Source organism: Qipengyuania zhejiangensis (genome assembly GCF_035607565.1).
In the GTDB taxonomy this organism is placed as follows: Bacteria; Pseudomonadota; Alphaproteobacteria; order Sphingomonadales; family Sphingomonadaceae; genus Qipengyuania; species Qipengyuania zhejiangensis.
Genome location: NZ_JAYKGO010000003.1, coordinates 482,524 through 503,218, shown reverse-complemented (window position 1 = coordinate 503,218; position 20,695 = coordinate 482,524). Strand labels below are relative to the sequence as shown.

General features: G+C 63.5%; 17 protein-coding genes. 5 read left to right on the top strand and 12 right to left on the bottom strand.

Annotated features, from left to right (window positions below; translation table 11 throughout):
* Nucleotides 1–34 precede the first annotated feature (34 nt).
* The 4 genes from ptsP to tilS all read left to right on the top strand — a co-directional run bounded on the left by ptsP (nt 35) and on the right by tilS (nt 5,323).
* Nucleotides 35–2,305: a phosphoenolpyruvate--protein phosphotransferase gene (gene ptsP / locus VR863_RS10145; RefSeq protein WP_324828348.1), complete on the top strand. Its 2,271-nt coding sequence runs from the start codon at nt 35–37 to the stop codon at nt 2,303–2,305.
* 141 nt (nt 2,306–2,446) lie between these two features.
* Nucleotides 2,447–3,292: a helix-turn-helix domain-containing protein gene (locus VR863_RS10140; RefSeq protein ID WP_324828347.1), complete on the top strand. Its 846-nt coding sequence runs from the start codon at nt 2,447–2,449 to the stop codon at nt 3,290–3,292.
* Between the two features lie 101 nt (nt 3,293–3,393).
* Nucleotides 3,394–4,332 (top strand): tetratricopeptide repeat protein, encoded by a 939-nt coding sequence (locus tag VR863_RS10135; protein ID WP_324828346.1) that lies wholly within the window; start codon nt 3,394–3,396, stop codon nt 4,330–4,332.
* Nucleotides 4,328–5,323 carry a tRNA lysidine(34) synthetase TilS gene (gene tilS, locus VR863_RS10130; RefSeq protein ID WP_491848187.1) on the top strand — a complete coding sequence of 332 codons (996 nt, stop codon included), beginning with the start codon at nt 4,328–4,330 and terminating at the stop codon, nt 5,321–5,323. Before VR863_RS10135 ends, tilS begins: the two co-directional genes overlap by 5 nt.
* A 5-nt stretch (nt 5,324–5,328) precedes the next feature.
* Here the strand turns inward: tilS and VR863_RS10125 are convergent, their stop codons facing one another.
* From VR863_RS10125 to rimO, 8 genes are all read right to left on the bottom strand, one after another.
* Entirely contained in the window at nt 5,329–5,982 is a 654-nt protein-coding gene (locus tag VR863_RS10125) for a L,D-transpeptidase family protein (protein ID WP_324828344.1), read from the bottom strand.
* A gap of 78 nt (nt 5,983–6,060) precedes the next feature.
* Complete coding sequence (gene eda, locus VR863_RS10120) at nt 6,061–6,672, bottom strand: bifunctional 4-hydroxy-2-oxoglutarate aldolase/2-dehydro-3-deoxy-phosphogluconate aldolase (RefSeq protein WP_324828343.1); 612 nt, start codon at nt 6,670–6,672, stop codon at nt 6,061–6,063.
* A complete protein-coding gene (glk, locus tag VR863_RS10115) occupies nt 6,669–7,649 on the bottom strand; it encodes a glucokinase (RefSeq protein ID WP_324828342.1) in 981 nt (326 codons plus the stop codon). Before glk ends, eda begins: the two co-directional genes overlap by 4 nt.
* Before the next feature lie 2 nt (nt 7,650–7,651).
* The gene (edd, locus tag VR863_RS10110; RefSeq protein ID WP_324828341.1) at nt 7,652–9,466 is read right to left on the bottom strand and encodes a phosphogluconate dehydratase; all 1,815 of its coding nucleotides are present in this window, start codon (nt 9,464–9,466) and stop codon (nt 7,652–7,654) included.
* Nucleotides 9,456–10,898, bottom strand: a complete 1,443-nt coding sequence (gene zwf / locus VR863_RS10105) for a glucose-6-phosphate dehydrogenase (RefSeq protein WP_324828340.1) — start codon at nt 10,896–10,898, stop codon at nt 9,456–9,458. The genes edd and zwf overlap by 11 nt, the downstream gene beginning before the upstream one ends.
* A 91-nt stretch (nt 10,899–10,989) precedes the next feature.
* Nucleotides 10,990–11,787 (bottom strand): transglutaminase-like domain-containing protein, encoded by a 798-nt coding sequence (locus tag VR863_RS10100; protein WP_324828339.1) that lies wholly within the window; start codon nt 11,785–11,787, stop codon nt 10,990–10,992.
* Nucleotides 11,788–12,068: 281 nt separating this feature from the next.
* The gene (locus VR863_RS10095; RefSeq protein ID WP_324828338.1) at nt 12,069–14,429 is read right to left on the bottom strand and encodes an EAL domain-containing protein; all 2,361 of its coding nucleotides are present in this window, start codon (nt 14,427–14,429) and stop codon (nt 12,069–12,071) included.
* A gap of 250 nt (nt 14,430–14,679) precedes the next feature.
* Entirely contained in the window at nt 14,680–16,053 is a 1,374-nt protein-coding gene (rimO, locus tag VR863_RS10090; protein ID WP_324828337.1) for a 30S ribosomal protein S12 methylthiotransferase RimO, read from the bottom strand.
* A 194-nt stretch (nt 16,054–16,247) separates the two neighbouring features.
* On the opposite strand from rimO, the gene VR863_RS10085 reads away from it, so the two are divergent.
* Complete coding sequence (locus VR863_RS10085; protein WP_324828336.1) at nt 16,248–16,634, top strand: DUF1761 domain-containing protein; 387 nt, start codon at nt 16,248–16,250, stop codon at nt 16,632–16,634.
* Here VR863_RS10085 and VR863_RS10080 read toward each other — a convergent pair whose 3' ends face one another.
* The 4 genes from VR863_RS10080 to serS are packed head-to-tail and all read right to left on the bottom strand — an operon-like array spanning nt 16,635 to nt 20,558.
* Nucleotides 16,635–17,741: a potassium channel family protein gene (locus VR863_RS10080; RefSeq protein WP_324828335.1), complete on the bottom strand. Its 1,107-nt coding sequence runs from the start codon at nt 17,739–17,741 to the stop codon at nt 16,635–16,637.
* Nucleotides 17,738–18,517, bottom strand: a complete 780-nt coding sequence (locus VR863_RS10075) for a M23 family metallopeptidase (RefSeq protein ID WP_324828334.1) — start codon at nt 18,515–18,517, stop codon at nt 17,738–17,740. Before VR863_RS10075 ends, VR863_RS10080 begins: the two co-directional genes overlap by 4 nt.
* The gene (gene surE / locus VR863_RS10070; protein ID WP_324828333.1) at nt 18,517–19,278 is read right to left on the bottom strand and encodes a 5'/3'-nucleotidase SurE; all 762 of its coding nucleotides are present in this window, start codon (nt 19,276–19,278) and stop codon (nt 18,517–18,519) included. Before surE ends, VR863_RS10075 begins: the two co-directional genes overlap by 1 nt.
* Nucleotides 19,278–20,558, bottom strand: coding sequence for a serine--tRNA ligase (gene serS / locus VR863_RS10065; RefSeq protein WP_324828332.1), 1,281 nt, complete (start codon nt 20,556–20,558; stop codon nt 19,278–19,280). The genes surE and serS overlap by 1 nt, the downstream gene beginning before the upstream one ends.
* Nucleotides 20,559–20,695 lie beyond the last annotated feature (137 nt).

The following is a 20,695-nucleotide window of genomic DNA, read 5'->3' as shown; positions in this document are numbered from 1 at the left end:
TCGCCAACCGGCATTTTTGGTGTAGGCGGTCGCCATGACAGCTGCTGCCTCCGCTCGCCAGATTCTCACCCGCCTTCACGAGATCATGGCTGGTCGCACGCATGCCCAGCACAAGCTGGACCGGGTGGTGGAAACCATCGCGGAAAGCCTCGATAGCGAAGTCTGCTCGATCTACCTGCTGCGCGAAGGCGCGCTGGAACTCTACGCCACGCAGGGTCTCAACCCCGAAGCCGTCCACGTCACCCGCATGGCGGTGGGCGAAGGTCTGACCGGCACCATCGCCAAGAACATCGAGACGCTGAACCTGGCCGAGGCCAAGGCGCATCCCGACTTCCTCTATCGGCCGGAAACGGGCGAGGAAAAATTCCATTCCTTTGCCGGCGTTCCCATCGTCTACCGCGAACGCGCCGTGGGGGTCCTGTGCGTCCAGCATGTCGAGCCCCGGCGTTACGAGGAAGTCGAAGTCGAAGCGTTGCAGACCACGGCAATGATCCTGTCCGAACTGATTGCGCACAAGGAACTGGTCGATGACGTGGAGGCGATCGATTTCGGCGGCGCCCACACCGAAACCGAAGTGATCGACGGCCTGGCGCTGGTGAAAGGCCTGGCTTCGGGGCGGGCAGTTTTCCACCAACCCCGGGTCGAGATCGATCAGGTCGTGGCCGAAGACACCGAAGCCGAACGCCAGCGCGTCTACCGCGCTTTCGACAAGATGCGCGAACAGATCGACGCGATGGCCCGCGAACCGGAGTTCGGCAAAGGCGGCGAACATGTCGAGGTTCTCGAAACCTACAAGATGTTCGCATACGACGAAGGATGGTCGCGCCGGATCAACGAAGCGATCGATTCCGGACTTACGGCCGAAGCCGCCATCGAACGCGTGCAGCAACGCACCCGGATGCGGATGCGCGAAATCGACGATCCCCTGCTGGCCGACCGGATGCACGATCTGGAAGATCTGTCGAACCGTCTGTTGCGGATCGTGTCGGGACAGCTGGGCACCGCCGCGTCGCAGGGGTTGCGGCGCGATTCCATCCTCGTCGCCCGAAACCTCGGCCCTGCCGAATTGCTCGAATACGATCGCCGCCGCCTCAAGGGCGTGGTGCTCGAAGAAGGATCGCTCACCGCCCATGTCGTTATCGTGGCGCGGGCCATGGGCATTCCCGTGCTTGGCCGCGCAATGGGTATCCTGTCACGCGTCAGCGAAGGCGATGAGATCCTGATCGATGCGGACAAGTCGCGGGTTACGCTGCGCCCTTCGCCTGCGCTGATGGATGCGTTCGAATATCGGTTTGCCAAGAACCGCGAACGCCAGGCCACCTATGCCGAACTGCGCGATGTCGAACCCTTCACGCGGGACGGCACGCGGATCGCTGTGATGATGAACGCGGGCCTGCGCGACGATATGAGCATGCTCCAGCTGACCGGTGCGGACGGCGTCGGGTTGTTCCGGACCGAATTTCAGTTTCTCGTGTCCTCCACCCTGCCGCAGCGCGACCGTCAGACACGGCTTTACCGCGATGTGCTGGAAGCTGCGGGCGACAAGCCGGTGGTGTTTCGCACTGTCGACATCGGCGGCGACAAGGCGGTGCCCTATCTCAATTCGCAAGTGGCGGAGAGGGATGAAAACCCCGCGATGGGCTGGCGTGCCCTGCGCCTCTCGCTCGAACGCGAAGGCCTGTTGAAAGTACAGGCGCGTGCCCTGCTCGAAGCGGCGGCTGGCCGTACGCTCAGCGTCATGTTCCCGATGGTGTCCGAACCGTGGGAATTCGATGCGGCGAAGGCGATGTTCGAAGGGCAGCTGGAATTTCTGCGCGACCGGCGCAAGCTGGTGCCCGAAACGGTCGAATACGGGTGTATGCTCGAAGTCCCGGCGCTGGCCGAGGTTCTCGAACAATTGCTCCCGCGACTTTCGTTCATTTCGGTCGGCACCAACGATCTGACGCAGTTCCTGTTCGCGGCCGATCGGGCCAATCCCAAACTTGCCGAACGCTACGATTGGCTCAGCCTCGCGATCCTGCGCTTTCTGCACCGTGTGTCGCAGGCCTGTGTGGGCTATCCCGTGCGGCTCAACGTGTGCGGGGAAATGGGTGGGCGCAGGCTGGAGGCGCTGGCCCTGCTGGGGATCGGTTATCGCCGGTTGTCGATTACCCCGGCTGCGGTCGGACCGATCAAGGAACTGGTCCGCAAGGTCGATCTGGGTGAAATAACCAGGCAGATGAGCCAGTGGCTGGTCACCCCGCCGCCAGACATGCGCGCAGCGTTGAAGGCGTGGGCCGACGAACGCGATATCGAGACGGATTGATTTCGTCGCGCATGAAGCGCGGCTCGTCCTTTAGCGGCTGGTGTGTTATGGGTAGCCCTTGACAGTGTCGGGCCGCTCTCGCTTTGAAGGGCAAGAATAATTCAAGGCGGGAAAACCCGCGGCGCGCCTTTCGGGATAAGCATGGAAGAAGACGTAACAGTCGAACACGAACCGGCTCACGCACACCGCGTTGGCGACCGGTTGCGCGCAGCACGCGAAAAGGCGGGATACGATCTCGACCAGGTCGCTGCGGAAACGCGAATCCCCTTGCGTCATCTTCATTCGATCGAAGCCGGCGATTTTGCCGCACTGCCATCGCGCACATACGCGGTGGGTTTCAGCCGCACCTACGCGCGCACCGTCGGGCTCGATGAACGCGAAATAGTCGAGCGGGTGCGCGATGAGCTGGCCGAAGGCAACAAATCGTCCGGGGCAACGCCTGCGCGGTTCGAACCGGGCGATCCGGCCCGCGTTCCCGGGCGCGGTCTTGCATGGTTCGCCGTGCTCGCAGCCGTCCTGCTGGTGGGCGGGATATACGCGTTCTATCGCAGCTATTTTGCCCCAGGGCTTGGTCCGGCACCGCTGCGCGATCATGCGGAACAGGTCGCCGCAACAGGCACCGACGCACCGCGCACCGCGCCCACGCAGGCACCCGCGCCATCCGGACCGGTTGTCTTTACCAACGAAATGGCTGGCACCTGGGTGCGTTTCTATGACGCCAAGGGCGAAACGCTGTTTGAAGGCCTGATGGAAGTGGGGGACACCTTCACCGTCCCTGCGGATGCGGAAAACCCGCTGATCCGCACGGGCCGTCCGTATGCCTTCGCGATCACCATCGGCGGCAAGCCGGTGCCGAAGCTGTCCGAAGAAGACACGATCGTCAGCGACGTGCCCGTAGCGGCCAAGGCCTTGCTCGGGCGTTCCACGCCCGACGCCGCGCCGACCGCCCCACCGGCTGCTGCCCCTGCCCCCGCGACCGAGGGCTGAAACGCCGCCGGAAGGGGAAAAGCCCGCTTCATGCCCTCGACAGATTCGTGGGCCTAAGGCACCTTTACCAACTGATGAATACCCCACGAGGAGCCTTGCCGATGACCTTCGGACGAAACCTGCGCGCAATGGGGCTGGGAAGCGCCTTGTTCGCCTTGCTCGCCACTGCCACCCCCACGCTGGCGCAGGACGGAAACGACGAAGCGCGCCTGCGCCGCCTCGAGGCCGAAGTGCGCGCCCTTCAGCGCAAGGTTTTTCCGGGCGCCGATGGTCGCTATTTCGAAGCTGAAATCGCAGCTCAGCCCAGCGTCGCCTCGACGTCGAACAGCACGTCGACGACTGCGGTAACGGATATCCTTGCGCGGCTCGATGCGCTCGAAGCCCAACTTCAGAGGCAGACCGCACAGGTCGAGGAAAATTCCAACGCGCTTCGATTGCTTTCCGAACGCGTCGACACGCTTCAGGGTGCAGGATCGGTCGGCGCGGCCACCGTGCAGACCCCTGCCACCACCACCACCCTTTCGCGGCCCGTCAACGCGGTTGCCAGCAACGTCGAGCGGATGGCCGGCACCGCCCCGGCGCCTGTTGCAACCGGCCCCAGCGCGCAGCGTCTTGCGGCCGTTCAGGCGATCGCCAAGCCGCAGACCGACGATGCGGCGGATGACGAATACTCATACGGCTTCCGCCTGTGGGACGCTGGCTTTTTCCCCGAGGCGCAGCAGCAGCTGACCTTGTTTGCCGAAAAATACCCCGATCACTGGCGCGCAACCTATGGCCGAAACCTTCTTGGCCGCGCCTACCTCGACGATGGCAAGCCGCGCGAAGCGGCGCCTTGGTTCCTCAAGAACTACCAGTCGAACAAGACCGGTGCGCGCGCGGGCGACAGCTTGCTGTATCTCGCCGAAGCGATGATCGCGAACAAGGACACCAAGCGCGCCTGCATCGCGCTGGCCGAGTTCGCGGAAACCTATCCCGCGCTCGCCACCGGCCGGTTGCTTGGCCAGTACGAGGCAAACCGGGCCAAGGTGAAGTGCAATTGATAAGGCGCTCGATCCCGATCTCGTAACCCGCTTCGGGGCCGACCTCGAAGCGCTTGGTATTTCGCCGTCAAAGGGTGCGGCAAAGCTGGGCGTGGCGGTATCGGGCGGGGGCGACAGTCTGGCCTTGCTGCTTTTGGCGCACGCGGCATTCCCCGGCGGGGTGGAAGCCGCGACCGTCGATCATGGCCTGCGGACCGAAAGCGCGGACGAAGCGGCGTTCGTCGGCGAAATTTGCCGGTCGCTGGAAGTGCCGCACGCAACGCTGACGGTGGCGGTCGAACCGGGCAACGTCCAGGCCCGCGCGCGCGCTGCGCGATACGATGCACTGGCCGCGTGGGCAGAAAGGCGCGGCCTTGTGGCAATCGCCACTGCACACCAGCTGGACGATCAGGCCGAAACGATGATGATGCGCCTCAATCGGGGCAGCGGTATCGGCGGCCTTGCAGGGGTGCGCCGGCTGACCGGGGTGCCTGGTCATGGGCATCTTCGCCTTGTGCGTCCGTTGCTCGGATGGCGCCGGGCGGAGCTGGCTGCGCTGGTGGAATCAGCTGGAATTGCCCCGATCTGTGACCCGTCCAACGAAGACACCCGTTATGACAGGGTGCGTGTTCGCCAGGAAATTGCCGCCGCAGAATGGCTGGACCCGGCAGCCATTGCCAGGAGCGCGGGCCTGCTTGCGGATGCGAAGGACGCGCTCGATTGGGTGGTTTCGCGTGAGTGGCTGGAATGCGTCGAGCGCGACGCCGATGGTTTTTCGTATCGCGCGCTGGCAAGCGGACTGGGCGGGGACCAGGTTATCCGGCCCATGCTCGTGGTGCGGATATTCTCCGCGCTCGGGCGCGATCTCGATATGTCGGGTGCAGCCGGTATCGTCGATGGATTGATCGGGGGCGGCAAGAGCAACGTGGCCGGGATCGAGGCGGTGCCGGACGATGCGTCCGGCGAACGGCGCTGGATTTTCAGGCCGGAAACACCCCGCCGGACGGGGTAGCGGCCTCAGACGATTGGGTCGCCAAGATCGATGCGTTTGCCATCGGTAATCACCACCATGTCGCCCTTCTTCGCAACGGCGAACAGACGCTTGGCCAGTTCATCGGGAATGCCCACGCAGCCGTGGCTGGCATACCCGTTCTCGACCTCGTTTCCGCCGTGGATGGCGATCCCGTCCCACGTCAGGCGCAGCGTCCAAGGCATTGGCGCGTTGCCATACTTTTCGGAGACATTGTGCCGTTCCTTGGTCAGGATCGGGAAATGGCCCAGCGGGGTCGGGTGATCGTCCGTCCCCAGCATCACGGCGGCGGCACCGATTTCGTATCCGCCCCGGAACACCGAAATTACGCGCGCTTCCAGATCGACCGTGATCAGCAACGGCCCGTCCGGGACACCTTTGTCGTCCCAGTACCACTCGCCATATTTGATCGGGCCTTCGATCGGCAGGATGCGGCGCACGGTGTAAAGGCGGTCATGATCGGCTCTGGCCTTGGCCGCGATTGCGCCCAGCGGCTCCAAAGCCGGTGCGGGCGCTTCTGCCATTGTGGGCGCGGGCGCGGGCGCGCTGTCGGCTTCGGCGGCACCGGACATGGCCAGCCCCGCCAGCGCAATGCCGACGACGGCGGTTGTGCCGCCGATCCATTTGAGAATCGCGTCCATCACCCGTTTATGGGTCAATTGCCGGCGGTTTTCCAGCAGCCGGGCGTTTGCGTCCCGCGCAGGTACAGCGGCGCGCTGTTACCTGCGGAGCGCGGCAGCTTCGCGCGCGGTCGCCTCGACGGCGGCTTCGTCCACCGGGCCGCGCGGGGAAACCCAGCTGCCGCCGACGCATAACACCGGCTCGAACGCTAGCCACTCGGGGGCATTTTCAAGGGTGATTCCACCGGTCGGGCAAAAGCGGCATTGGCCGAACGGCGCGGCGAGCGCCTTCAACGCCGGAAGGCCGCCTGCTGCCATGGCCGGGAAGAACTTGAAATGGGTCAGCCCCATGTCCAGACCGCGCATGATATCGCCCGCGTTGGCGATGCCCGGCAGGAAGGGGATGCCTTCGCGGATGGCGGCGGTGCCGAGCGGCTGCGTAAGGCCGGGCGAAACGATGAACTCGCTCCCCGCTTCGATCGCATCCAGAAGTTCGCCTTCGTTGGTCACCGTTCCTGCGCCGACGATTGCCCCTTCGACGGTCTTCATCGCGCGGATCGCGTCGAGCGCGACGGGGGTGCGCAAGGTTACTTCCAGCACCCGCAGGCCGCCTGCCACCAGCGCACGGGCGAGCGGGACGGCGTGTTCGACCTCGTCGACCACGATAACCGGGATCACCGGAGCGGTTTTCATGATTTCGGCTATGGTCATGCGCTTGCGCCCCCGTGTTCGCGTGCAAAGGCCGCCGCCGCGCCGAACAGGCCCGGCTGCGGGTGGGTGATGAGTTTGACCGGAATCGTCGCCATCAGGCCCGCGAAGCGTCCCTTGGCCCGAAACCGCTCTGCGAAACCGGATTTCGGCAGGTGATCGCGCAGCCGATAGCCGAGGCCGCCGGCAATCACGACACCCGCAAATCCGCCCTGTGCCAAGGCGATATCGCCCGCCACGCTGCCTAGTGAAAGGCAGAACCGGTCGAGCGCGGCTGCGGCCAGACTTTCGTTGTCTTCCATTGCGCGGGTCCAGATCGCAACGTCGTCCTCGTCGCGGGTCCGGCGGTTCTCCATCGCCGCGAGGGTCTGGTAAATGTCGACGATGGCCGGTCCGGAAACCACGCGTTCGATCGACACGCGGTTGTGGCGTTTCCTGAGTCGCGCGAGGATCGCGTCCTCGATACTGTCGAGCGGGGCAAAATCGATATGCCCGCCCTCAGTCGCCTGCACGCGGTAATCGCTCGCGTTGCGCCACAGGTGGGCCACACCGAGGCCCGTTCCTGGGCCAAGGACGCTGATCGTTCCTTCTTCGGCAAGGGGCTGGTCGGGTCCGGCAAGGTGCAGGAACTGGTCATCCGGCGCGCGCGCCACGGCGTGGGCGACAGCCTCGAAATCGTTGACGATGCAATAGGCTTCGACGCCCAGCTTGGACTTCACCATCGACGGGCGAATGATCCAGGGGTTGTTGGTGAAGCGGATCACATCGCCGCCAACCGGCCCCGCGATCGCCATCGAGACACGCGGGGGCAGGGTTCCGCCCATACGCTCGCGGAAATCTTCCCACGCGGTCTGAAAGCTGGCGTGATCTTCGGTGTGCAGCGTTTCCGGTTCGCCCAAGGTTATCGTACCGTCGCCATGCACGGTGGCGATGGCAAAGCGCGCGTGGGTTCCGCCGATGTCGACCGATACGAGGTCCATGGTCACAGCCCTGCCATTGCCAGCATCGACGAAGCGCCGCGTTCCGCCTCATCCGCGTTGGCGCGGAACATGGCAAAGAATTCGCGGCCCATCCCGGTATCGCCCACAGGTTCGCTTGCGGCGTCGCGCGCGTCCAGATCGGCATCGGTCGAAAGTGCACCGGTCAGAGCGCACAGGCGGACCATATCCCCATCGCGCAGCTTCGAAAGCGGCCCGCCGCCCAAAGCTTCGGGCGTGCAGTGGATCGCCGCAGGCACCTTGCCGGACGCGCCGGACATCCGGCCGTCGGTGACCAGCGCCACGCGGTAACCGCGGTCCTGCAGCACACCGAGCGCAGGGGTCAGCTTGTGCAGTTCCGGCATCCCGTTTGCGCGCGGACCCTGGAAGCGAACGACCACCACGACATCGCGATCGAGTTCACCGCGCGAGAAAGCCTCGTTGACCGAATGCTGGTCCTCGAACACGCGGCATGGTGCCTCGATCGTCCACCGCTCGCGTTCCACGGCGGAGGATTTGAAGCAGGCGCGGCCAAGGTTGCCCTGGACCAGTCGCATGCCGCCATCGGCCTGGAACGGAGCGGACGCCGGGCGCAGCATTTCGGCATCGCCGCTTGGCCCGGGATCGCGCCATGTCAGCGCATCGCCATCCATGCCGGGTTCGCGGGAGTATGCCTGGAAGCCGCCGTCCCACACCGTCATGATGTCGCCATGCGCCAGGCCTTCGTCGAGCAAGGTGCCGATGACAAACCCCATGCCGCCAGCGTCGTGGAAATGGTTCACGTCGCCCGCGCCGTTGGGATACACCCGTGCAACCAGCGGCACCGCGCCGGACAGTTCGGCCAGATCGTTCCAGTCGAACACGATACCTGCCGCCCGCGCCATGGCCGGGATGTGGATCGCGTGATTGGTCGATCCGCCCGTCGCCAGCAGGCCGACGGCCGCGTTGACGATCGCCTTTTCATCGACCACCCGGCCAAGCGGGCGATAATCGCCGCCCTTGCCCATCGCGGCAAGGCGGTGGGTGGCCGCCCGGCTCAATTCCTGCCGCAGCTTCACGCCCGGCTGCACGAAGGCGGCGCCGGGCACGTGAAGGCCCATCATCTCCAGCATCATCTGGTTCGAATTGGCGGTGCCGTAGAAAGTGCAGGTGCCCGGCGAATGATAGCTGCCCATCTCGCTTGCGAGCAATTGGTCGCGGTTTGCCTTGCCTTCGGCGTAAAGCTGCCGAACCCGCTGCTTTTCCTTGTTCGAGATGCCGCTGGGCATGGGGCCTGACGGGATGAACAGGGCGGGCAGATGGCCAAAGCGCAGCGCGCCCATCAGCAGGCCCGGTACGATCTTGTCGCAAATGCCCAGCAAGGCGACGCCATCATACATCGCATGGCTGAGCGCGAGGACGGTGGAAAGCGCGATGGCATCGCGGCTGAACAGCGACAGTTCCATGCCGTCCTGCCCCTGCGTCACGCCATCGCACATCGCCGGTGTGCCCCCGGCTACCTGCACGGTCGCGCCGACTTCGCGCGCCCATATCTTCATGCGTTCGGGATATCGGTAATAGGGCTGATGGGCCGACAGCATGTCGTTGTAGGCGGTGACCACGCCAAGGTTGGGGCCACGAGCCGCACGAATCGCGTCCTGATCCTCCTCGGCACCGGCAAACGCATGGGCGAGGTTCGAACACGACAAGGAATGCCGGTCGACCTGGCGTTCGCCCTCGCGGTCCATCAGTTCAAGATAGGCCGTGCGCGATCCGCGCGAATTTTCGATGACGCGCTGCGTCACGCGATGGATCGTGTCGTTCAACGGCTTATTCGTCATGCCAGCTTACCCCGCCGCGTTCGGCCAGCGCGATTGCCGCGCTGGGACCCCAGCTGCCGGAACCATAGGTTTTCGGCTTGATGTCATTTGCCTCCCACAGCTGCCGGATCGCGTCGATCCAGTCCCACTGCGCTTCCACCTCGTCACGGCGAACGAACAGCGTTTGATCGCCTTCGACGAGATCGAGGAGCAGGCGCTCGTAGGCGATGCGGCGCACAGCGCCGCTGAAGGCATCGGGCATCGCGATATCGAGCGGAACGGGGCGAAGGCGCAAACCTTCGCGGTCAAGGCCGGGGACCTTGGCCATCATCGTCATCTGGATGTTTTCTTCTGGCTGGATGCCGATGACGAGCCGGTTCGGCTGGGTCGTGGCGCCGCGGCCTTCGAAAATCGAATGCGGGATGCAGCGGAACTGGATCACGATCTCGGTCACGCGTTCGGGCAGACGTTTTCCGGTCCGCATGTAGAACGGCACACCCTTCCAGCGCCAATTGTCGACATGGGCCTTTATCGCGACAAAGGTTTCGGTGTCGCTTTCCCTGCCCAATTCCTCGTCATAGCCGGGAACTGCCTGACCATCGATGGCGCCAGCCCGGTACTGGCCCGTTACCGTTTCATCCTTGGCGATCGGGCGCAGCGCCCGCAGCACCTTCACCTTTTCGTCACGCACGGACGTGGCGTCGAAACTCGTCGGCGGCTCCATCGCAACCAGGGCGAGCAGCTGGAGCATGTGGTTCTGGACCATGTCCCGCAACGCGCCGCTGTCGTCGTAATAGGCAACGCGCGATTCCAGGCCGACGGTTTCGGCAACGGTAATCTGGACATGGTCGATGTAGGTCGCGTTCCACACCGGTTCGAACAACAGGTTGGCAAAGCGCAGGGCCAGCAGGTTCTGGACCGTTTCCTTGCCGAGATAGTGATCGATCCGGAAAATCCGGTCTTCGGTAAACGCCTTGGCGACCGCGTCGTTGATCTCGCAGCTGGTCGAAAGGCTGGTGCCCAGCGGTTTTTCCAGTCCGATCCGGACATTGCTGCCCGTCAGGCCAGCGTGTTCCAGCCCGGCAATCGTGGCTTCGAACAGGCTGGGAGCGGTCGACAGGAAGATGGCAAGCCCGTTGGGGTATTCGCCAACCTCACGCGCCAGGCTTTCATACCCGTCCAGCGTCGTCGCATCGACTGGGACGTAGGACAGGCGGTCGAGAAATCCGGCCACGCCGCCACGGCGGTCTTCCGGCAGATATTTTTCCAGCGCCTCGCGGGCGAACACGCGATAATCGTCGGTCGAAAGGTCCGATCGGGCCGTTCCGACGATCTTCAGATCGTCCGACAGCAATCCATCGGCGTCGAGGGCATACAGCGACGGCAGGAGCATGCGTTGGGCAAGATCGCCCGTGGCGCCGAACAGCAGCAGCCGGTCTGCGGTGAAACTCATGCAATGTGCCTTGCGGTCATGCTCTACGCCTCTCTCATCCTCGGTCACGCGGTTAACAGCGCATCCCGGCAGGTGCCAGAGGGCTGCATTCCTATTCTTTCGTCACCTGTACACTGCTCGACCGGAAATTGCTCGGCCCGAAGCTGGTCAGAAAGCTGACGTCGGCGGCATCGCGCCCGACACCGATTTTCACCGTATCGCAAGGCTCGGCCATACCGGTCGCATCGACCAGTTGCCAGGTGCCCCCGCCGGGGGTTTCGGGATCGTTGAGAAAGACTTCCGCCACAGCGTGGAAGTCCTGGGGTGTGACGCCGGGAGAATAGCAGGCCACATAGCGGGCAGGGATGGTGCTGGCCCTGGCAAGCGATACGACGACATGGGCGAAATCGCGGCAGATGCCCTGGCGCGAAATAAAGGTGTCGGCGGCCCCGGTTTCAGGGCCCGACGATCCCGGGACGTATTCGAAATGGCTCGCAACCCACTCGCGGATCGCGGTCACCCTTGCTCCGCCGGATGTGCCTTCGAATTCGGCTTCGACGAAGGGTTGGAACCGGTCGGCTGGGCAATAGCGGCTGTCGAACAAATATTGCACGGCTTCGCCGGGCATGTCGTGGGGCGAAAGGCCCTCGAGCCTGGATATGTCGGCCAGTTGTCGCTCGATCTCAACCGTGGCCGAATACTCCACCTCGAAATCGCCGACCGCCCTGATCCAGATCCGCTCACCGATATCGTCCTGCGCCGCGACGCGGGCAAAATGTTCTGAGCGCGAGACATCGGTGTTCGACCGCAGGATGTTCTGTTCGGGAATGGGGGCGGCTTCGAACTGGAGGAGGACGTCTGTCGGCACATCCAGTGTGAAGGCGAAGCGGGACTGTATCGATATAGGCATGATGCACATACGCCCCATAGGTAACTACGTTTCAGACTTATTGCCGCAGGGCCGCTGCAGCCTTGACGGCAAGGGCGCCTGGGCTGGCGGAGTATCACGGCCTGATCGGCACCTGCTCGCCCAAAAATAAAGGGCCCCGCAAGCGGGGCCCTGAATGAATTCTGTAGTCGGGAAAATTACTTCCCGCTGAAGAGCCATTCCCAGATGTTCCAGCGTGGCATGATAGTACCTCCTGTTGATACAGGTGGTAGCTATTCATTAACCATCTTCGTTTGTAAAGCTTAAACCATGTTTGCTCGCTGCCCTGTTTCGGGGAAGTTCTGCATTTCCAATATGTTAGACAATGGGACGGGACGCGAAAAAGCGTATCCCTGGAGCTGTTGGCAGCCAATTTCCCGAAGAATATTAATGTCCTGCGGGTCCTCGACCCCTTCTGCCACCACAGTGATTCGCGCCGCTCGGCCCATGCTGGCAAGGCTGGCTACAATTGCCTTTGCCTTTGAGTCACTTGCGATGTTCGAGACGAACAAGCGGTCGATCTTGAGTTCATCGAATGGCAATTCATAAAGGGCCTCGAAATTGGCCGCGCCAACGCCAAAATCGTCGAACGAAATGCGCACTCCCAGCGCACGCAATTCGGACAGAATGGACGCTGCGGTCTGCAGATCGGCGATACGCGCTGTCTCGGTAACTTCGAGAATGAGGTATTTGGGATCGAAGCGGGTCGCCTGGAGGATGTTGCGGACCATGCCGACAATCCGCATGTCACCCAGAAGGGTCGCGGAGATGTTGACCGCCATGGAGATCGCCGTTCCGCGGAAATGCAGAAGCGTTCCGGCTGAACAGGCGCTCTGCAAGACGTACCGGGTCAGGTGGTCCATCCGCCCGGCCTTTTCGCACTGTTGGATAAAGTGCAGCGGCTGGATGAAGCCCTTGGCCGGATCGTGCCAGCGCACCAGCGCCTCCACCCCGGCCATGGTGTTGGTTTCGGCATCGATCTTCGGCTGGTAGACGCAATAGATCTCGCCGGCTTCCATCGCCTGGTCGATGCGCGCGCGAAGCGAGATGTCCCACAGCGAATCCGACGTCGATCCGGTATCGGCGACCTTGATCGGTTCGCTCGCCTCGCTCGTTTCTTCGGCGGCGGCAATGGCGGCACGCATACGTCCCGCCGGGTCGTTCTCCACGGCGGCCACACCGAAGGTGATGCCCACATCGATCGAATGACCCGCCGCCTGAACTGGGGCGGCAAATATGGCGCGAAGCCCTTCGAGATGTTCGACCAACCCGTCGGTTTCGTCGGTCGGCGCAAGCCAGCCCAGATGATGCCCATCGCAAAAGACGGCCAGCTGGGGGTCTGCGGCACGGAGCCGGTCGACCAGCTTCAGAATGTATTCGCCCCGGCTTTCGGCGGGGAGTGTCTTGAGAACCCGTTCGTAATTGTGGATGCGCGCGATGACCACGTGCCCGTGCGTGACATGATCCCGCGCAAGACGCGCCTCGAGCGCGCGCAGGGTCGGCAGTCCGGTGTCCTGATTGACGAGCGAGACACGCCGTTTCCACCGCGTCCGCGACCGGAACAGAAGGTAGGCTATGAGGAAAGCGATTGCGTAGGATGCTTCGATCCTGATCCCCAAACGTGCGGTTGCGATAAGCGCAAACGGGATTGCGAGGCCAACTGCCGCATACCCGAACCAGCGCCGCTTGCGAACCGGCGCCAGCAAGAGCAGGCTGCCAAGCAGCGCGTATACCAACAGGGTAACGGCGATACCGGACAAGAAGCCGGTTCGACCGCTTTTAAGCGTCTCGCCAGCGTAGATTGGAACATAGCTTGACGGGGCGTTGCCACCATTGGGCACGATCTGGCGTGCAGAAGATGCCTGCCGGCCATGGCCGATAACAATCGTCTTGCCGGCCAGGTCGACCCTGCGCGCGACTGGCTCGGCTTCGACTATATCCTTGAAATCGAGCGTCTGGATGGTGGGGGCGGGAAACCCGTAGTCGATGGGGAAAAACCCGGTGCCGCCGTCGGGCTTGCCGCCCAGGACGGCAGAAAGGGTCGGCACAATCTTTCCGTCGATTTCGTAGCCGTAACGCGCGGTCCAGACGAGCCCGAAGTAATTGCCTTCCTGGCGGGTCACCAGCACACGGCTTGCGTCGCGGCCGATTGCTGCCGAGGTGCGCTTTACGATCTGCTGATCGTCGTCGTTGATCCGGATCTGGTCGGCCAGGGCGACGCGGGGGCCAAGCGCGGCGATCGCATCAGCCAGCCGATTGTCGTATTTCGAACCTGCCGGTTCATCGAAAACGATGTCGAGGTACACCTTGCCGACGCCGCGCCGTTCCAACTCGTCCAGCGCCTTGGCAAGTTCGACCCGGCGATGGGGCAGGTTGGGGTCGTTCATCACGTCGTTTGCGCCAACGAACACGATGTCGCCCGAAGCCTTGTGGCCGCCCATCTTGGACTGGATCAACCACATGAACTGATCGACCGGTTCCAGTAGAACCACGGTGGACATGCCCAGCGCGATCAGCGCCGCCCAGAACGCATGGCGCAGGCGTTCGCGCACACGGCCGCCGGAAGCCCCGCGGTAACGCAGTGGCAGCTTGCGAAGCACAGAAAAGGCGCGTTCGATACCCATCAAGCGCCCTTATGGGCACCTTAAGTTTAAGAAAGTTTTGACGAGGGGGCCGGAGGCATCCGCGAGGCACGGGTTCGCGCGGGGTCTGGTGGTTAATTCCGCTTTAGGAAATTACCCTAACGATTTGGGGCAGAACTGGTGGGTTCGTCGGAGATGCGCGCAGAATTTTGTTGTAAATCATGGCCTTGCGTTCGCGAAAAACGACGAAGCAAGATGGTTAATCGACGCTTCTGGAAACAATGTGCAAGATTTAGCGTGGGGCGCCGAACAAATCGTGCGCGTCGCTGTCCTCAATCGTAACATTGACAATGTCTCCGGGCGCCAGGCCCGCGTCGACATTGCGCAGATACACCGCGCCATCGATCTCCGGTGCATCGGCCTGACTGCGTCCGGTGGCGCCGATATCGCCATCTTCGTCAGGCTCGCCGACCTCGTCGATAATGACCGGAATGGTCTTTCCGACCTTGCCGGCAAGCTTGGCGGCGCTGATTCGCTCGGTCACTTCCATGACCCGCGCGTATCGTTCTTCCTTCACGTCCTCGGGAACCGGATCGGGCAGCGCGTTGGCCTGTGCGCCGTCGACCGGCTCGAACCGGAACGCGCCCACGCGGTCGAGTTGTGCTTCTTCAAGCCAGTCGAGCAGGTACTTGAAGTCGTCGTCGGTTTCGCCGGGAAAGCCGACCACGAAACTCGAGCGGACGGCGATGTCGGGGCAAATTTCCCGCCAGCCCTTCAGTCGTTCCAGCACCTTCGCTTCGTTGGCCGGACGCTTCATCGCGCGCAGGACCTTGGGGCTGGCGTGCTGGAAGGGAATGTCGAGATAGGGCGTCAGAAGGCCCTGTGCCATCAACGGGATCACCGCATCGACGTGGGGGTAGGGGTATACGTAATGCAGCCGGACCCACGGCGGGATGCCTTCCGGGGTTCTGAGCTGGCCGAGTTCGCGGGCGAGGTCGGTCATGTGGGCGCGGACGGGATGGCCCTTCCACATGCGTTCATCGTGCCGCGTGTCGACGCCGTATGCCGACGTATCCTGACTGATGACCAGCAATTCGCGCGTACCCGCCGCGACCAGCTTTTCCGCTTCGCGCAGCACGGCATCGATGCGCCGGCTGGCCAGCTTGCCGCGCAATTGCGGGATGATGCAGAACGCGCAGGAGTGGTTGCAGCCTTCGGAAATCTTCAGATAGCTGTAGTGGCGCGGTGTCAACTTGACGTCGGGCTGCGGGATCAGGTCGATGAAGGGCCCCTGGCTCGGCGGGGCTGCTTCGTGAACGGCTTCGACCACGTCTTCGTATTGATGCGCCCCGGTAACGGCGAGGACTTGCGGAAAGCGGGCGCGGATCACGTCCGCTTCGTCGCCCATGCAGCCCGTCACGATCACGCGACCGTTCTCGGCAATCGCTTCGCCGATCGCCTCGAGGCTTTCTTCCTTGGCGGAATCGAGAAAGCCGCAGGTGTTCACCAGCACGACGTCGGCGCCGGCGTAATCGGGGCTCATCGCGTAGCCGTCGGCGCGCAGGCGCGTGAGGATGCGTTCGGAATCGACCAGCGCCTTGGGGCAGCCGAGGGAAACCATGCCGACTTTCTTCTGGTCGGGGATCGGGGTGGTGGCGGTAGTCATGCAAATGTCCAGATTTGGCCGCGCCCCTACACGCTCGGCGCGCATTACGCTACTGGCTTGCGTCGGCGAACCCGATTGGCGGGCAGCGAGGGCGGGGCGGATCGTTCTTCCGGCAGCTCGAAGTGCGCGGGGGTCAAGCGCATCGTCCGGGCCACCAGGTGGACCTTGAAGCGGAGTATTGCACCATGGGCGACATGAATTTTCTCACCATCCTGCTGGCCGCGGCGGTTTTCTTTGCAATCGGGGCGTTGTGGTACGAGGCCCTGTTCGGCAAACCGTGGCAGCGCGAAACCGGCGTCACCGAGGCGCCGCGGGGCGCGCAGGTCGCGAAGATCATGGGTCTCACCTTCGCGTTTGAACTGCTCGTGTGCCTCATGCTCGCCCACAACATCGCACGGACAGATCCGGCGCCGCATGTGATCATGATGATGGCGGTCGGGTTCGCGCTGACGATCATGACCCCCGCGATCGGGATCAACTATCTTCACCAGCGCAAATCGTTGACGCTTTTCCTGATCGATGCCGGGCATCTTCTTGCCGGAATGACCGCCGCGGGCGCGGTCTTCATACTGATGCGGTGATCAGTTTTCCTTCGCTTCGCGATCTTCGCGCAGGTGGCCGTCGCCCTTGGTTTCGCCATTCGTCGTGGGGATGATTTCCACGACGATGTCACCGGCCTGGAGGTTCTGGCAATCTTCTTCCCAGAAGCCGAGCGCCTTGCCGTTGCGATAGATGCGCAGGCCCCGCCCACCGGTCTTGAGGTCGGAAATGGCACTGCCGCATTCTTCCGCTGTGACTTCGCGTTCGACCAGTTGGACACGTCCCGATACCGATGCGAGATCAGCGAGGTAATCGGCGATGTGTTCGCCCTTGGCGCTCCCGGCAAGCAAGAGGCCGGTAAAGCGGACCGGGTTGATCACGTTGTTCGCACCAGCCTGCCGGGCGAGCGATTCGTTATCGTCGGCGCGCACCACGACGCTGATGGGCACTTTGGGCGCAAGCGCGCGCACGGTCAGCGTGATCAGGATGGTGGTGTCATCGCGGCCGGCTGAAATAAGGACATTGGCCGCTTCGGCAATGCGGACGGCCTTGAGGGTAGTGTCCCGGGTCGCGTCGGCGGCCAGTACGTTGCAGCCCAGCGCTTCGGCTTCCGAAAGGCGATCCTCGCTGGGGTCGATCACCACGATGCGGGTGGGATCGGTCCCGCGCTCGATGAGTTCGGCCACCGCTTCCGAGCCGGAGATTCCGAAGCCGAGCACCACGATATGGTCGCACAACTGTTCCTGGATACGGGCCATGCGCCATTGCTCCCACGTGCGTTTGATAAGGAAATTATACGCCGTGCCGACGAAGATGAAGAGCACGGCAAAGCGGACCGGGGTGACGATCACCGCCTCGACCAGGCGGGCCCGGTCCGAAATCGGGGCGATATCGCCGAACCCGGTGGTGGTGATCGATATCATGGTGAAATACACCACGTCGAGGAAGCTGACTTCGCCATCGAGATTGTCCACCAGACCTTCGCGGTCCCACCAGTGGATCATGATGACGGAAAAGATCAGCAGCAGCGCAAGCCCGATGCGGATGCCGAGGTCGCCCCAGACCGGCAACCGCACGGCGCGGCGCAACGGCTTGATCTGCTGGCGGCGCACGCCCATCGAGGCAAGGGCAGGGCTGCGGCGTTTCATTGCGCGTCGCCTTCAGCCAGCTTGCCCGCCGGATCGACGGGCTTGTTATCCTTCAGGATATCGAAGTGCAGCTCAGGCCTCGTCGCGCTGCCGGCATCGCCGGCAAGGCCGATCCGTTCGCCCGACTTCACATAATCGCCCAGCTTTACCGTCACGCGTGCAAGATGGCCGTATCGCGTCCGCCAGCCATTGCCGTGATCGAGGACGACGAGGCGCCCGAAACGCCCGCTGTCCCGGTCGGCGAAGACAACCCGGCCACCCGCCGATGCGCGCACCATGTCACCCACCGTTACCGCGACGTCGATGCCTTCGTGCCCGCTTTCATCGGCACCGCGCTGGAAGCCCAGCAGGAGCTTGCCGTCATGCGGTTTGCGAAACCAGGGTTCGCTTCGCTGGGGCGTCACTGCAACGTCACGCAGGGCCACGGCCGGAATGATAAGTTTTTGTCCGATGCGAATGGGATAGGGTGCCTCCAGCCCGTTGGCCACCGCGATCAGGTCAAATGGAATGCCATAACGCCGCGCCAACGCGGTGCCCGTGTCGCCCGAACGGACCGTGTGCGTGCGCTGGCGCGGGATGGCGAGGACCTGCCCCTTGCGGACCGAATACGGTTCGGCAAGGCCGTTGGCCGCCGCGATTACCGACAGGGGAACGCCGGCGCGTTCGGCAATACCGCTCAACGTTTCGCCGTCGCCCACGACATGCTCGGTCTCGGTCGCGGGATTGCCCGCCGCGATCAACACCGACGCTGCCAGGGCCAGGGCGATGCGTTTCATCAGATAAACCGGTCCGCCATCGCGCTGAGCGAGGAATGGTGCGTCAGGTCCAATTGCAACGGCGTCACCGATACGTACCCCTCGTCGATCGCTTCCAGATCGGTGCCGTGGTCGAGCGTATGCTCGATCGCTTCAAGGCCGAACCAGTAATATTTGAACCCGCGCGGGTCACGCCCTTCTACCACGGTTCCCCTTGAATAATCGTGGAAACCCTGACGCACGGCGCGGATGCCTTTCACCTGATCGGCTGCGATCGGGGGGAAATTCACGTTCACCAGAGTGCGCTTGGGCAACGGCGTTTCGAGCAGCGGGCCGAGCACGCGGGCCCCCCATTCGATTGCTGCGCCGAACGGCACGTCGTCGCCCATCGCCTCCTTGGCGTAAACCTGACTGAGCGCGATCGAACGAATACCGGCCAGCGCCCCTTCGATGGCTGCCGAAACGGTCCCCGAATAGGTGATGTCATCGGCGAGGTTGGCGCCGCGGTTGACGCCGGAAAGGATCAGGTCGGGCGGCCCTGGGACGACACGCCGCAGACCCATCGTGACCGCATCGGTCGGGGTGCCCGTGACCGAGAAACGCCGTTCGTCATGCTGGCGCAGCCGCACGGGGCGCGTCAGCGTGAGGGCGTGGCCCATGCCTGACTGTTCCTCGTCCGGCGCGCAGATCCAGATGTCGTCGGAAAACTGCCGGGCGATATCCTCCAGCACCTTGAGACCGGGGGCGCGAATGCCGTCGTCGTTTGTCAGAAGAATGCGCATCAGGCTTGCGGCTCCAGTCGGGTCACGCCGCCCATGTAAGGCAACAGGACGGCGGGAATTTCGATGCTGCCATCGGCTTGCTGGTAATTTTCCATGACCGCAACCAGTGTGCGGCCGACGGCGAGGCCCGATCCGTTCAACGTGTGAACGAAAGCGGTCTTCTTTTCGCCTTCGGGACGATACCGCGCGTTCATCCGCCGGGCCTGGAATTCGCCCGTGTTGGAACACGAGGATATCTCGCGCCATGCAGCCTGTCCGGGCAGCCATACTTCCAGGTCGAATGTCTTGCGCGCACCGAAGCCCATGTCCCCCACGCACAGCAGCATCCGGCGATAGGGAAGGCCCAACGCCTCGAGCACGCCTTCGGCGCACTTCGTCATGCGCTCATGCTCGGCTTCGCTGTCCTGCGGGCGGCACACGCTGACAAGTTCGACCTTTTCGAACTGGTGCTGGCGGATGAAGCCGCGCGTATCGCGGCCCGCCGCACCCGCTTCGCTGCGGAAGCACAAGGTGTGGGCGGTCATCCGGATGGGTTCGGCAAGCTCGCCCAATATCTCGCCCGCTACCGAAGCGGTGAGGCTGACTTCCGAAGTCGGAATCAGCCAGCGCCCGTCTGTGGTTCGGAAGCTGTCGTCGGCGAACTTGGGCAATTTGTCGGTGCCGTACATCGCTGCGTCGTTGACCAGCACCGGCGGATTGCATTCGGTATAGCCGTTTTCGGTCGTCTGGCGGTCCAGCATGAACTGCGCCAGCGCCCGGTGGAGGCGGGCCATCCCACCGCGAAGGAACGTGAAACGCGCGCCGGAAAGCTGCGCCCCGGTTTCGAAATCCATGCCGAGCGCCGGACCCAGATCGGCGTGTTCCCGAGGGTCGAAATCGAATTCACGTCGATCGCCCCAACGGGCCACCTCGACATTGTCGCTCTCGTCGGCCCCGTCCGGCACATCGGCCGCGGGCATGTTGGGCAAACCGGCCAGCAGCGCGTCGAGTTGTTCACTTGCCGCGCGTTCGGCTGTTTCCCATTCGGGCATGGAGGCCTTGATCTCGGCGACTTCGGCCTTGAGCGCTTCGGCCTTCTCCTTGTCGCCCTGACCCATGGCCTGTCCGATGGCCTTGGAGGCATCGTTGCGGCGGCTTTGGGCCTGCTGGACCTTGGTGGTGGCTTCGCGTTTCGCCGCGTCGAGCGCGATGATACGATCGGCGGCAGCTTCTGTTCCGCGCCGGGCCAGAGCGGCGTCGAAGGCGGCCGGATTTTCACGGATGAAAGCGATATCGTGCATGGCGGCGCGCTATGCCCTCTCGTCGCGCGCTTGGCCAGAGCCTAGCGGCATGAGCCGCGTTTCCTTTGCCAGCCCGCCTCATGTTCACAGGCGATGCCGCGTGCCCGGTTGCGGTTCGCCCCCAGGCTATTGAAAAG

Excerpts from the sequence above, each read along its gene's own strand:
- ptsP (WP_324828348.1), top strand. The coding sequence starts at position 35 with ATGACAGCTGCTGCCTCCGCTCGCCAGATTCTCACCCGCCTTCACGAG.
- VR863_RS10140 (WP_324828347.1), top strand. The coding sequence starts at position 2,447 with ATGGAAGAAGACGTAACAGTCGAACACGAACCGGCTCACGCACACCGC.
- VR863_RS10135 (WP_324828346.1), top strand. The coding sequence starts at position 3,394 with ATGACCTTCGGACGAAACCTGCGCGCAATGGGGCTGGGAAGCGCCTTG.
- VR863_RS10125 (WP_324828344.1), bottom strand. The coding sequence starts at position 5,982 with ATGGACGCGATTCTCAAATGGATCGGCGGCACAACCGCCGTCGTCGGC.
- eda (WP_324828343.1), bottom strand. The coding sequence starts at position 6,672 with ATGACCATAGCCGAAATCATGAAAACCGCTCCGGTGATCCCGGTTATC.
- glk (WP_324828342.1), bottom strand. The coding sequence starts at position 7,649 with ATGGACCTCGTATCGGTCGACATCGGCGGAACCCACGCGCGCTTTGCC.
- edd (WP_324828341.1), bottom strand. The coding sequence starts at position 9,466 with ATGACGAATAAGCCGTTGAACGACACGATCCATCGCGTGACGCAGCGC.
- zwf (WP_324828340.1), bottom strand. The coding sequence starts at position 10,898 with ATGAGTTTCACCGCAGACCGGCTGCTGCTGTTCGGCGCCACGGGCGAT.
- VR863_RS10100 (WP_324828339.1), bottom strand. The coding sequence starts at position 11,787 with ATGCCTATATCGATACAGTCCCGCTTCGCCTTCACACTGGATGTGCCG.
- VR863_RS10095 (WP_324828338.1), bottom strand. The coding sequence starts at position 14,429 with ATGGGTATCGAACGCGCCTTTTCTGTGCTTCGCAAGCTGCCACTGCGT.
- rimO (WP_324828337.1), bottom strand. The coding sequence starts at position 16,053 with ATGACTACCGCCACCACCCCGATCCCCGACCAGAAGAAAGTCGGCATG.
- VR863_RS10085 (WP_324828336.1), top strand. The coding sequence starts at position 16,248 with ATGAATTTTCTCACCATCCTGCTGGCCGCGGCGGTTTTCTTTGCAATC.
- VR863_RS10080 (WP_324828335.1), bottom strand. The coding sequence starts at position 17,741 with ATGAAACGCCGCAGCCCTGCCCTTGCCTCGATGGGCGTGCGCCGCCAG.
- VR863_RS10075 (WP_324828334.1), bottom strand. The coding sequence starts at position 18,517 with ATGAAACGCATCGCCCTGGCCCTGGCAGCGTCGGTGTTGATCGCGGCG.
- surE (WP_324828333.1), bottom strand. The coding sequence starts at position 19,278 with ATGCGCATTCTTCTGACAAACGACGACGGCATTCGCGCCCCCGGTCTC.
- serS (WP_324828332.1), bottom strand. The coding sequence starts at position 20,558 with ATGCACGATATCGCTTTCATCCGTGAAAATCCGGCCGCCTTCGACGCC.